12 protein-coding genes and 2 pseudogenes are annotated in these 11,611 nt (G+C 58.4%); 10 read left to right on the plus strand and 4 right to left on the minus strand.

Features of this window, described 5'->3' with window-relative positions:
- Positions 1-27: 27 nt before the first annotated feature.
- A complete protein-coding gene (locus tag A0257_22650; protein ID AMR25494.1) occupies positions 28-354 on the minus strand; it encodes a hypothetical protein in 327 nt (108 codons plus the stop codon).
- 169 nt (positions 355-523) lie between these two features.
- Positions 524-1,420 (minus strand): transcriptional regulator, encoded by an 897-nt coding sequence (locus A0257_22655; protein AMR25495.1) that lies wholly within the window; start codon positions 1,418-1,420, stop codon positions 524-526.
- Between the two features lie 174 nt (positions 1,421-1,594).
- On the opposite strand from A0257_22655, the pseudogene A0257_22660 reads away from it, so the two are divergent.
- The 3 genes and pseudogenes from A0257_22660 (at position 1,595) to A0257_22670 (ending at position 3,729) form a co-directional block, all read left to right on the plus strand.
- A pseudogene (locus tag A0257_22660) lies at positions 1,595-2,050 on the plus strand (aldehyde oxidase).
- Between the two features lie 247 nt (positions 2,051-2,297).
- Positions 2,298-2,846 (plus strand): annotated as a pseudogene (locus A0257_22665) (aldehyde oxidase).
- Positions 2,847-2,925: 79 nt separating this feature from the next.
- A complete protein-coding gene (locus tag A0257_22670; protein ID AMR25496.1) occupies positions 2,926-3,729 on the plus strand; it encodes a 2,5-diketo-D-gluconic acid reductase in 804 nt (267 codons plus the stop codon).
- A 73-nt stretch (positions 3,730-3,802) separates the two neighbouring features.
- Here the strand turns inward: A0257_22670 and A0257_22675 are convergent, their stop codons facing one another.
- Entirely contained in the window at positions 3,803-5,602 is a 1,800-nt protein-coding gene (locus tag A0257_22675) for a hypothetical protein (protein AMR25497.1), read from the minus strand.
- Between the two features lie 997 nt (positions 5,603-6,599).
- On the opposite strand from A0257_22675, the gene A0257_22680 reads away from it, so the two are divergent.
- The 4 genes from A0257_22680 to A0257_22695 all read left to right on the plus strand — a co-directional run bounded on the left by A0257_22680 (position 6,600) and on the right by A0257_22695 (position 9,063).
- Entirely contained in the window at positions 6,600-7,007 is a 408-nt protein-coding gene (locus tag A0257_22680) for a hypothetical protein (GenBank protein ID AMR25498.1), read from the plus strand.
- Positions 7,004-7,309: a hypothetical protein gene (locus tag A0257_22685; protein ID AMR25499.1), complete on the plus strand. Its 306-nt coding sequence runs from the start codon at positions 7,004-7,006 to the stop codon at positions 7,307-7,309. The genes A0257_22680 and A0257_22685 overlap by 4 nt, the downstream gene beginning before the upstream one ends.
- Positions 7,310-7,401: 92 nt before the next feature.
- Positions 7,402-7,965 carry a hypothetical protein gene (locus A0257_22690; GenBank protein ID AMR25500.1) on the plus strand — a complete coding sequence of 188 codons (564 nt, stop codon included), beginning with the start codon at positions 7,402-7,404 and terminating at the stop codon, positions 7,963-7,965.
- Between the two features lie 69 nt (positions 7,966-8,034).
- On the plus strand, positions 8,035-9,063 hold the full coding sequence (locus A0257_22695; GenBank protein ID AMR25501.1) for a hypothetical protein: 1,029 nt from the start codon (positions 8,035-8,037) through the stop codon (positions 9,061-9,063).
- A gap of 221 nt (positions 9,064-9,284) precedes the next feature.
- On the opposite strand, the gene A0257_22700 is transcribed toward A0257_22695, so the two are convergent.
- Positions 9,285-9,674, minus strand: coding sequence for a hypothetical protein (locus A0257_22700; protein ID AMR25502.1), 390 nt, complete (start codon positions 9,672-9,674; stop codon positions 9,285-9,287).
- A 157-nt stretch (positions 9,675-9,831) separates the two neighbouring features.
- Here A0257_22700 and A0257_22705 point away from each other — a divergent pair, with 157 nt between their 5' ends.
- The 3 genes from A0257_22705 to A0257_22715 are packed head-to-tail and all read left to right on the plus strand — an operon-like array spanning position 9,832 to position 11,583.
- Positions 9,832-10,320: a hypothetical protein gene (locus tag A0257_22705; GenBank protein AMR25503.1), complete on the plus strand. Its 489-nt coding sequence runs from the start codon at positions 9,832-9,834 to the stop codon at positions 10,318-10,320.
- Between the two features lie 29 nt (positions 10,321-10,349).
- Positions 10,350-10,955 carry a hypothetical protein gene (locus A0257_22710; protein AMR25504.1) on the plus strand — a complete coding sequence of 202 codons (606 nt, stop codon included), beginning with the start codon at positions 10,350-10,352 and terminating at the stop codon, positions 10,953-10,955.
- Between the two features lie 40 nt (positions 10,956-10,995).
- Complete coding sequence (locus tag A0257_22715) at positions 10,996-11,583, plus strand: hypothetical protein (protein AMR25505.1); 588 nt, start codon at positions 10,996-10,998, stop codon at positions 11,581-11,583.
- The last annotated feature ends 28 nt before the right edge of the window (positions 11,584-11,611 follow it).

The following is an 11,611-nucleotide window of genomic DNA, read 5'->3' on the forward strand; positions in this document are numbered from 1 at the left end:
ACGTCCAACCCGCGCGGTGAATACGTTTCAAATTGGTGCTGCCCGAGTACCAGGAGTCGAAAAAATCGTGCGGGCCAGGAGCTTGTCCTCGGCCACGACCTGGTCAAACATGGCCAGGAAATGGTCGTTTTTCGTCTGCCCGTCGTCATCAGGCGCGTACACGCGGTCGTCCAGGGGCAGAAAATCGCCCGCTTCGCCGCTGCTGTGCACTAGGTTAACGAGCCCGATGCCGGTGACCATGCCGTGCGCGTTGCCCGAGTACGGGCGCTTGGCCAGCGCAATGAAGCGGCTGTAGCGTTTGTCCTGCACGCTGTCGTCAACAAGCAAAAAGGCCTCGGGGGAGTCGCGAAGCAAGGCCTTCTTGTAGCAGCGAGGGAGTAAAATTACTGTAAGCAGTTTACGGCTCGGGCCAGAAAGGCACATCTTTTAGAACCTAGTGTATTTCACTAGCCAGCAAGCGGCAATGACTAGACTGGCACAAAAGTTTCAAGATCTTTAAAGATGAAATTTTAAATAAATTCATTTAATTCATCATCCGGTAATCATTCGGCGTAACACCTGCTCTTTGTTTGAATAAACGGGTGAAGTGCTGCGGGTATCTAAAGCCTAACTCGTAGGCAATCTCGCTCGCAGTTTTATTCATGTCAAACAGTCTCTCTTTCGCCACCTCTATCACTTTTGATTGAATGTATTCCAGCGCAGAGCGGCCGGTTTCTTTCTTTATCAGGTCACCAAAATAGTTGGGTGATAGGTGCAGGGCTTCGGCGCAATAAGCTACCGAAGGCAAGCCTTCACGCTGCGGTTTATCGGATGAGAAATAGTCTTTCAATAAGTATTCAAACCGTTCCAGTATTCCTCTGTTTGCGTTGTCGCGGGTAATGAACTGGCGGTCGTAAAAGCGGATGCAATAATCAAGCAACAACGCGATATTGGCGACAATAAGTCTTTTGCTGTGCTTGTCTATATTTTGTTCCAGTTCGTACTCGATTTTCGAAAAGCAATCCAGCACCATACTTTTCTCTCTATCCGACAGGTGAAGCGCTTCATAAACATCATACGAAAAAAAAGAATAATCCTGTATATACTTGCCTAATGGAGTGCCGTTTAGCAGGTCGGGGTGAAAGAGCAAGGCCCAGCCTGTGGGGGCGAATAGTTCAATGCCGGGTTGCACCCCCAACACTTGGCCGGGCGCTATGAATATCAGACTTCCTTCTTGGTAGTCGTAGTGCCTTCTTCCGTAGCGCAACTGGCCACTGTGCAGTTCTTTCAGCCCCACCGCATACAAGCCAAAGTTGAATGACTTGGCGGGCATGGGTTGCGCTTTCGAGAGGTCAATCAGCGCAACCAGCGGATGTTTGGTAGGTACGCCCCGCATGGTGTTGTATTGCGCAATGCTGCTAATTTTTACAATCTCCTCCATACCTTATTCTTTTATCGCTACAAAATTACAGGTTCTGGCAAGCCCTTGCTATACCGGCCTTCCCAATCAGTAATAATGGTAGGAAAATCCGTAATCTGTATACAAATCAGCTTGCCCTTCCTCCCCAATTTTGCAGCAGCAAACACACAAACAATAGATGTTTGCTGCTGCAACATGAAAACACGACAATTAGGAACCTCCGGGTTAGCAGTGTCCGAACTTGGTTTCGGCTGCATGGGATTAAGCCACGGGTATGGTCCAGCAACCAACGAAAACGAGGCCATTGCCCTTATTCGAAAAGCCTACGAATCGGGCGTTACGTTCTTTGACACCGCAGAAGCGTATGGACAGGGCGCCAATGAACAGTTGGTAGGAAAAGGATTGCACGGTGTACGCAATAAAGTAGTCATTGCTACCAAGTTTGGCTTTGCAAACGGCAAGAATACCGATGGGTTGGATAGCCGCCCGGAACGCATCAGGCAGGTGGCGGAAAACTCGCTCCGGTACCTCCAAACCGATTATATCGATTTGTTCTATCAACACCGCGTCGACCCGAACGTGCCGATCGAAGACGTTGCCGGAACCGTAAAAGAGTTGATTGCCGAAGGGAAACTAAACGACTATGGACTGTAAGTCCATAGGTTTGAAAGCGAATGGAATTCGGCGGTTTCGGCTAAAGCCGACTGAAAGAAGCCACTGAAAGTGGGTCGCTTTAGAATAAAATTCTGCTGGCTAAACGCTGGCGTCGGTCATTGAGCAAATAGCAATAACTAACTGACAATCAAAAATTAAACAGCCTTGCCTGAACAAGACCGGCAAAAGTGAGTAGCAACTAAAGTCTTGCCCTAAAGGGCATAGCTTTAACTAGCGTACTTGAAAAGTAAAACACTTCGGCATGAGCGAAGCCGGCGTGCAAAGTATCCGCAGCGCGCATGCTGTACAACCCGTGGCCGCCCTACAAAGCGAGTACTCTATGTTCTGGCGCGAACCTGAAAAAGAAATCATGCCCTTGCTGGAAGAATTGGGCATTGGCTTCGTGCCATTTAGCCCGTTGGGTAAAGGATTTTTAACGGGTAAGATGAATGCGGACACTGAATTTGACAAGACTGATGCCAGAAATATCCTTCCTCGTTTTGCCAAAGAAAACCGCGAAGCGAATCAAACCATTGTTGACCTTATAACAAGGATTGCGGGAGAACATAACGCAACGCCAGCGCAGATTGCCTTGGCGTGGCTATTGGCGCAAAAGCCCTGGATTTCACCGATTCCGGGAACCACAAAAATGGCTCGCTTAGCAGAAAATATAGGCGGTGCAAACATCACCTTAGACGGCGATGATTTAGGCAATATCAACAAGGCTTTGGACCGCATCAGCCTTCAGGGAGAACGTTATCCCGCCAGCATGGCAGGCCTGCAAGGCAAATAACCCACTGGGTAGTGGTTCACGCCAGCCGGCGTGAACCACTACCTAAAAACGTATAAAAAAGCGTACAGATAGGGGTGAAATGATGAACATAACATTAAATAATGGCATAAAAATGCCGCTGCTTGGTTTTGGCACTTACTTGCTGCGAGACGGTTTAGCGTGTGAGCAAGCTGTGCTACATGCGTTAACTAGTGGCTACAGGCTGCTCGACACCGCTGCGGCATACGCTAATGAGGAATCAGTGGGCAGAGCAATCAAAAAAAGTAGTATCAAACGAGAAGAAATCTTTGTGACCACCAAATTTTTGCCAGCGGACATCGGGTATGAAAAAGCAAAGCACGCCTGTGAAGCATCGTTAAAAAAATTGGGTCTTGACTATGTTGATTTATACTTGATTCATATCCCGCAGGGAGACGTAAATTCCTCCTGGACAGCAATGGAAGAATTGTATAAAGAAGGTAAAGTACGGGCGATAGGTGTAAGTAATTTCACGATGCATCAGCTACATGATTTACTTAAGCAGCATGGGGTGGTGCCAGCAGTCAATCAAGTGGAGACACATCCATTTTCCCAAAAAACAGAAATGCAGGAGGCGTTGAAATCTCAAGGCGTCCAGTTGGAGTCATGGGCCCCCTTTGCTCAGGGTAAAAACAATCTTTTTACTAATGACCTTTTAAAAGCTCTTTCAAGCAAATACAATAAGAGCATTGCCCAAGTGGTTCTACGGTGGTTAATTCAAAGAGAAGTTGTGGTTATTCCAAAATCAGCAAATAGGAAAAGGATAGATGAAAATTTCAACGTGTTTGACTTTGAGTTGTCTTCCGATGATATGACAACTATTAAATCGCTGGATAAAGGTAGTGGGCTAATTTATCATGTTTAAAAAATGCTGGAAATTAGCAAGCAAGTAATAAAACTTCGCAAACGTGGCCCTGGTCGAAAGTTTGGCCCAAAAGCTAAACGAGCGGGCTAGGGGTCTGCTCCCAGTTGAAGGCCAGCAGGGCCTCGATATCGAAGCGCAGCGAGTCTTTGAGGGCGTCGTCGGAGAAGTCGAACTCGCCGTGCAGGTTGAGGTGTTGCCAGCTGACGGGCAAGCTGGCGGCGATGGCGTCGGCCACCGCCTGGCGTTCGTTCACCGGGGCCTGGAATAGGTACTGATTGAGGTAGAGGCAGTTCCAGCACACAATCGTGTTCTGGACGAGTCGTTTGCAGGCATCGGCCAGTTGCTGCTCTTCTTTGCCGGCGTAGGGAATCTGGCCGTTTTGGCCGTAGAACACGGCCCGGGCGAAGGTATGGGTGCTTTCGAGCTTATCCAGCTGGTCGTCGATGCGCTTGCGTAGGTTCTGGTCGTCCATGTAGCGCAGCAGAAACTCGGTGCGCACCACCCGGCCCAGCTCGCGCAGGGCCAGGTAGACGGGATGCTGCTGGGAGTAGGAATTGAGCCGACGCAGCAGTGTGGAAGCCGTCACTTGCTTTTGCTTGAGGCTCACCACCAGCCGCAACAACATGTCCCACTGGGCCTCGATAAGCGCGTGGTCGATGTACTTGACCGGGGCCAGTCCGTAGGCTGTCAGGTCGGGTATGTCCATCTCGGGGAAGGCATAAAGCTGCTGGTCCTGAAAGGATTGGATGCGCGGTGCGAATTCAATCCCCAGGAAGGCAGTGAGGGCGAAATTGACTTCCGTAAAGCCGTGGGTATCGGTGCTGTGGATAGTGGACTCCACCACGTCGTTGTGCAGCAGCCCATCGACCAGGTACGGGGCCTCGCGCTCGGACGAGCTAAAAGTGGTCGAGTAAAAGAGGCGGTGGCGGTCGTCGAGAAAGCCGTAGGAAACGATGCCCTTCTCCTGGCCGAAGTACTTATAGGAATGGGTGGCGTGAATCGAATCGACGGCCACGTAGTACTTCTGCCCGTCGGAGGAGGTGTGCACCACCTCGGGGTGACGCTTAAAGAGGCGACTCACGGGCAGCTTGCCCGTGAGTGCGATAACCGCGTCGTTGGCCCGGCGCAGGTTGTCGAGCGAGAAGTACCAGTTGACGGTGTTTTCCAGCGTAGCCAGCGCCACGTGCTTGGTGGCGTGGGCCATGCTCGTCAGCCCCAGGTTGCAGCCGTAGGCCATGAGGCCGGCGAAGAAGACCCGCTCCGCGGGCCGGGGCGGCCGATTACGCGGACTCCAGTGCGGGAGGCAGTCCGTGAAGTGGCACTCCTGGTTGACGGTATGCAGCACCTCGTGCAACGAAATTAGGCCCGGACCCGGAAATAGCGGCCGGGCGGCGGCGGCGTCCTCCACGGGCCGGGCGGGCGTTATAAAACGGGGCCGGCCGTTGGCGCGCGGGCGCACGCCGGGGTTGGTGCCGGCGTCCAGCCGCTCACAGGTGCGGGCGAAGGCGGTGGCCAGCTTGGCTTGCAGCTCGGCTAGCCAGGGCCCCGGCTCCCGCAGGTGGGTCAGGTCTGTTTGCGCCAGTAAATCCTCCCGCTGCCGCTCCCAACTCGCCGTATCGAGCAGGTAGGTGTCGAAGGGCCGGTAGCGCAGCGAGTGGGCCAGGTTCAGCTTGCCCGCTTTCAGGTGGTCAGCCACGTGGCCCGCTAGCAGGGCCTTGTAAAGGGAGATGGGGCTCTCGGCCTGCGCCAGCGCGGTCCGCTCGGCCGCTTTCAGGAAACCGGTCAGGGGATGGCTGCCGACTTGTCCATCCCGCGCCCGGTACTGGGTAAGGACCTGCGCCAGTGGGCTATCAGCCGTGCCTTCATAGGCCACACTGCGCAAAATCTCGCCCAGCCGGCGTTGCAGGGTGCGCGAACGTTCTTTGTCTTGTCCTAAAATGAGTTGACCATCAATCCTCCGCAGATGGAACACTTAATTTCTATTTCGCAAGCTGTCTCGTTCTGAAAAAAGTTGACCAGTTAATGACCGTCCAGGTCTGCGTTGACCGTTTCGGTGGTAGTCCTAAAATTACTGTTTCTTGGTTCGTTTTTCGAAATGCTCTGCCCGTGACAAGTTTGGATTGGCTAAAACCTGGCTAACCAGTTCTCCCTACCGTTGTTTTCCATTCCTACTATTGTGCGACCCCTATTAAGGAAATTTGAGCCACCTTACTCTATGCTGTAGTGGCTTCGCACCGAGGAGTCGTTTAGCAATACGGTCGTTTTTCCGAACTTACTGCTACTCAATGTCCAGCAAAAGTAACAGATGCAAAGTACTGACCAACAATGCTAGATTCATCCAATGAAGGCCCCAATATTGGTGTCCCGTTTAGTGTAGATAACAAGAAATCCCAGCCAATTGGCTGGGATTTCTTGTTATCTAGAAGTATTAATTTACATAAAATCTATAATATCCCAAGTCTTCGAGCTTCATCTTTAATAAGTAGCCGTACCAAAGCAGAAAAACCCAGCCCACGTTCTTTAGCCACCTTTTCAGCAAGCTCCTTTTCTTCAACGGTGACTTCCAGACCTACTTGCTTCTTGCCAGTGCGCTCGGCCTTGTCCTTTTTCATAGAGCAAAGATAAAATTCTCACTCAACTGATACCAATATAATTCAAGTGTTCTGAGGCAAAAAAGCTTGTTGTATCAATAAAGTATTGGTACTTTTGTGATACTCAAAACGAGTAGCCTATCCTGTAGGAAGCAAAAGAGGCCAGTCGCTGGAAACGACTGACCTCCGATATAGCACCTGTTTGCGCAGGCACTACAAGTTGGGTTCTTGCAAACCTTATCCCAAAATTACATGGAAACCCCTGTAACCAGGCAACCTATGCTCGGCGAGCTACGCCAGCGCGTCCTATCTGCCCTCCTCGGCAACCCCCTCTTCAGTGAAGCGGAGCAATTGCGGGCCAACCACTTCGCCCACGAGTGTGAGGATGTAACCCGCCTCACCCGCTGGCACGCCAACGTCCTAGCCGAAGTCGCCCGCCGCGCCGCCGACGTGGCCCACCAGCGCAGCCAAGACGCCCTGCGCGCCACCCTACGCCACCTGCGCCCGGCCAGCTTCCGGGGCTACCGCCCGCGCCAACCCCAACCCGCCCCCGCCTGGGTCCCCGGCGCGCCCCTGCCCGACCGCGCTGACCGCTACGCCGGCACCTTCGACCGCCGCGCGGCCGCCCGCTTCCAGCCGGCCGGCTCCCTGACGCTCACCCACCTGCTTGCTACTCCGGCCCGATGAGCTACCGCCGCGACCTCCGGCACCTACGCCGCGCCCGCCACCTGGCCAAGCGCCAGCAGCACCAACTGGCCACCCTGGAATTGGCCGGCCTCACTGCCGTCACCCTGCACGCCCACGACCAGCAGTTAACTATTGCCATCGAGCGCCTTACCGGCGCGCCCCTCGTGGACGTGCTCCGCGAAGCCCTGCGCGAGCGCCGGCAAGCCTGCGCGGCCGAGGCCCGGCAGGTTCGCCAGGACTGGTTGGAAAGTGAGTGGCTGGAGGACAAACTGGAACCTCCCGTGCCGTCCCCGTTGCCCTAGCTACCCCCTGATGCACCTACTGCTCCCTCCCCCGCTGGCTGGCCAGGAGGCCACTCCGCTATATTCTTTCCGCTTCGATTACGCTATCCGCTATGCTTTCCCCCCCTGCCTCCCCGCTGCCCTATGCGCAGGCCACCCCTACCCAACGGACGCACGCCCTACGCGCGCTACGCCAGCGGCTGCGCCCCCATTTTCCCACCTTGTCCGAGCGCGCCTTCGCCCGCGCCCTGGACGAGTTCCGCCCCGACCTGCTCCGGCGAGGGCCGCAGCTCGCCTTCCGCCCCCAGGACCTGACCCAGCTCGTGCAGCACCTGGCCACCAGCCCGGAACTGCCCCTGATGGACCCGCCTATCTATGGCTTACCGGCCCTGGACCTCGCGCAGTACGTACTGCACACCAGCGAACTGGCCGTGCGGGCGCTAACCGAGCTGGTGGCCCAGGGCACGGGCGGCGGTCCCCACCTGCGCGCCCTGTTCCAGCGCCTGGCCTACCCCCACCCCCTGGCCGGGCGCATCGTGCAAGCCTGGCGCTGGGACCTGGCCAGTAGTCCCGCGCTGCCCGCGGGCGTGCCCGGTGGGGGGCCCGCCCCCGGCAGCGCCGAAGTGCAGCGCCTGCTGCGCCGGCTCACTCCCACGGGCGGGCTGGGGGGCGAGTAATCTTTCGCGCTGCCTCTTGTAGCCCCTGGACTACTTCCTATCTTGTAACCCTTTACGCTTGATTTCTCGATGGCAAACCTGGTGCTACCTGCGGATTACCCGCCCTTCCTGACTACGCTCAAAGAGCAGATTCGGGCCGCCCAGGTCCGGGCGGCGCTGGCAGTGAATACCGAATTGATTTTGCTGTATTGGCACCTCGGGCGCAGCATCCGGCAACAAGAACAGCAGCAGGGCTGGGGGGCGAAAGTAGTCACGCAATTAGCGGCCGACCTCCGGCTGGAATTTCCAGACTTGACCGGATTTTCGCCGCGTAACCTGCGCTACATGAAGGTCTTCGCGGAACAGTGGCCCGATGAGGCAATTTTGCAGCAGCTTGCTGCAAAATTGCCCTGGTTTCACAATTGCCTGCTCCTCGACAAAGTAAAAGACCCCAGCGAACGGGAATGGTATGTGCGGCAAACCATTACCAACGGCTGGAGCCGCAATGTGCTGGCCGCTCAGGTGGAGAGCGGCCTCTACCACCGGCAGGGCCGGGCCGTGAGCAACTTCGCCCGTACGCTGCCCGCCCCGCAGTCGGAGCTGGCGCAGCAGATTCTGAAAGACCCCTACACCTTCGATTTCCTATCCCTGGGGCTCCCGGCCCAGGAGCGGGACCTGGAACGGGGGCTGCTGGCGCACGTGCGGTCCTTCCTGCTGGAGCTGGGCAAGGGCTTCGCGCTGGTCGGCAGTCAGTATCACCTGGAAATAGGCGGGCAGGACTACTACTTGGATTTGGTCTTCTACCACCTGCGCCTGCGCTGCTTCGTCATCATTGACCTGAAGATGGGGGAGTTTAAGCCCGAAGACAGCGGCAAGCTAAACTTTTACCTCGCCGCGGCCGACGACCTCCTGCGCCACTCAACCGACCAGCCTACCATCGGCCTGATTCTGTGCAAAAGCCAAAACCGCGTGGTTTCGGAGTATGCCCTGCGGGGGCTGAGCCAGCCCATCGGCGTGGCCGAGTGGCAACTGACCCGCGCCCTGCCCGCCGAGCTGCGCCGCAGCCTGCCCACCCCCGAAGAACTCAACGCTGCCCTCGGGACCGACGAACTTCGCTGACCTGCGCCGGGGTTCGGCGCGGCGGGCCTGGGCGCAGGATAGGCTGAACGAGCGCTTCGGGCGGGGCATGGGGCCGCTGGCAGCGGCGCGGGGGCCAGCCGGCGTACGCCCCACCCTGGCAGGGGCAAGCGGCGGGGCGCACGCCGGCCTACCCGACCCGGCTGGACGACTTGCTGCAAGTGCCTGGAGCACTCCCCGGCCCGCGGGCGGATAATCCTGAGCTACTCGATTTCGGCCACGAGCTGGTTGATGGCCGTCAGCCGGCTCACGGCCCGGTGCAGGCTGGCGGCCGTGCCGTCCAGCTCCACCGAAACCAGCAGCGGGTGCCGGGCGGGGCGGACCGAAACCGCGGGGCCAGGTAGTGCCGGCGGGGCTCCGGCCGCTGCCCGGCCTTCTGCGGGCAGACTCAGGTCCTGGTCGCGCAGCTGCTCGATGCCCACGGCAAAGACCCGCGCTAGCTTGCTGAGGGCCTCCAGCTTGGGGGTGGATTTGCCGTTCTCGTAGCGGCTGATGGTGTTGTAGTCCGTGCCCAGCTCGTCAGCCACGTCGCTCTGCGAGAGGTTGGCCCGGCGGCGCAGTGCCCGCAGGTTGGAAGCGAGGAAGGTGGCCATGCGCGTAAAAGCGCAAAATTAATCGGCTGATATTCTGTATTTTAAAGCGTATTTGCTGATTAATTGCAGTTAAAATGCCGTTATTATCTGCATTTTTGCCGCATATTGTGCCGAGTATTGCTGCCCACTTGGTCGCCCGCGCTGGTTTTCTTTCGGTATGTCCGCTGCCCCCGTCCCCTCCCATCTCCCCTTCGCCCTGACCCCGGAAGCGCAGCGCGCGGAAGCCCTGCTCGCGGCCCACCAGGCGCTGGCGGCTGCCTTTCCCCCCTACCCCTACGCCCGGTGGCGGCAGGCCCTGGAGGCCTTGCAGCTGCCCGTGCAGCCCGGCCCGGCGGGCGAGCCGGCCCGCCTCACCCCCCAGGGGCTGGTCCAGCTGCTGCACTACCTGGCCGCGCCCGCCGAAGCGGCGGCCGCCTCCCCGGCTCCGCCGGCCGGGCCACTGCCGCCGGTGAGCCTCTCCCTCGGCGGTCCTATCCGCAAGCAGACCTATTCCTTACCCCAGAACCTGATTGAACGCCTGGCCCGCGTCAGCCACTGGAAGCATTACCCCATCAACCAGGTGGTGGTGCTGGCCCTCACCCAGCTGGTGGACCGCCACCCCGAGGAGGCGGCCCGGCCCCTTCCCCCCACCCCCACCCTCTCCTAGCTGACTACCCCATGACTGTTCTTCGCTCTTTGCCGCGCCGGGCGGCGGGCCGGCTGCTCGGCAGCGGGCTGCTGCTGGTCGCCGGCTGCTCCGCGCCCCCGGCCGACCAGCCGGCGGCGACTACTTCAGCGGCCGGTACCCCCTTACCGGCGGCGGCCAAGCCCCGCACCACCGGCACGGCCGTGGACTCGCTTAACGGCGTGCCCGGCCACCGCTTCGGCGAGCCGCTAAGCGCCTTTCCGGGCCTGGTAAAGAACGAGGGGGGCTCGTCGGGGGTAGACATCTACCGCTTCCCCGCGGGCAGTCCCCACCAGATTCCGTGGTTTGCCAAGCACGCGCAGCAGGTACCCGGCGTGTTTTACCTGTTCCGGGATGGCAAATTCGTGACGCTGCGCACCGTGGCCTACTCCCCGGCCGGCCAAGCCGCGCTGGAGCAGGAAGCCCGCTTCCTGTTTGGCCCCGGCCGGGACTATGGGGACCGCACCGAGTGGGTGGGCGATAAAGCCTGGGCCGTCGTCCGAAACAGCTTTCTGAATGGCCAGCCCATCAAGGAGTTCAACATCGACAGCCGCACGGCGGCGGCCGACCAGGCCCGGAGCGAGCAGCAGCGGCTCAAGGCCGAGAACGCCCAGTAGCCCGGATTTTCCGCCCTTTTTACCCGCCATCCGTTCCCGCATGAAGCTCTTTTCCGCCTGGTGCGCCGCCTATCGCCGGTGCGCCGCCTACCGCCGGCTCCCTGCCCTCACCTTGTCCGCCCTGCTGCTGGCCGGTTCCGCTCAGGCTCAGATTGTGGGCAAGTCCGTCCCCGAGTTTACGACCGCCGCCGGCACCGTGGTGCACGCGGGCGACACCTTGCACCTGGGCCGGGGCACCCTGCCCGACGGCAGCTTCCAGTACGTGTACGTGCCCGATAACGTCTTCATAGGCAGCAAGCAGCAGAACTTTACCTCCCAGCTGACGAATCTCTCGGTGCGGGTCAAGGATATCCGGGTGCAGCGCTCGCGCAACTTCGGCGACAAGACCGTGGCCGTCATCAAGGCCAACACTATTAACGGGTGCGTAGATTTGAACCCGGCCGAGGCCAGCGGCGAAATCGTGACCGCCAACACCCGCCGCGCGGCCGTCTCGGCCGCCGGGGCTGGGGCCAGCGCCGGCCCGGCCCTGAGCCCGGCCGACGAGCTGCTCAAGCTTAAAAAACTCTACGACCAGAAAATCCTGACCAAGGCCGAGTACGAGGCGCAAAAGGCCAGGCTGCTAAAGTAGCGGCCGCGGCCCGCTGCTCGCCCGTTTC

The organism is Hymenobacter psoromatis (assembly GCA_001596155.1).
In the GTDB taxonomy this organism is placed as follows: domain Bacteria; phylum Bacteroidota; class Bacteroidia; order Cytophagales; family Hymenobacteraceae; genus Hymenobacter.

Coding starts and splice junctions, on each gene's coding strand:
- A0257_22655 (AMR25495.1), bottom strand. CDS start 1,420: ATGGAGGAGATTGTAAAAATTAGCAGCATTGCGCAATACAACACCATG.
- A0257_22670 (AMR25496.1), top strand. CDS start 2,926: ATGATGAACATAACATTAAATAATGGCATAAAAATGCCGCTGCTTGGT.
- A0257_22680 (AMR25498.1), top strand. CDS start 6,600: ATGCTCGGCGAGCTACGCCAGCGCGTCCTATCTGCCCTCCTCGGCAAC.
- A0257_22685 (AMR25499.1), top strand. CDS start 7,004: ATGAGCTACCGCCGCGACCTCCGGCACCTACGCCGCGCCCGCCACCTG.
- A0257_22690 (AMR25500.1), top strand. CDS start 7,402: ATGCTTTCCCCCCCTGCCTCCCCGCTGCCCTATGCGCAGGCCACCCCT.
- A0257_22695 (AMR25501.1), top strand. CDS start 8,035: ATGGCAAACCTGGTGCTACCTGCGGATTACCCGCCCTTCCTGACTACG.
- A0257_22700 (AMR25502.1), bottom strand. CDS start 9,674: ATGGCCACCTTCCTCGCTTCCAACCTGCGGGCACTGCGCCGCCGGGCC.
- A0257_22705 (AMR25503.1), top strand. CDS start 9,832: ATGTCCGCTGCCCCCGTCCCCTCCCATCTCCCCTTCGCCCTGACCCCG.
- A0257_22715 (AMR25505.1), top strand. CDS start 10,996: ATGAAGCTCTTTTCCGCCTGGTGCGCCGCCTATCGCCGGTGCGCCGCC.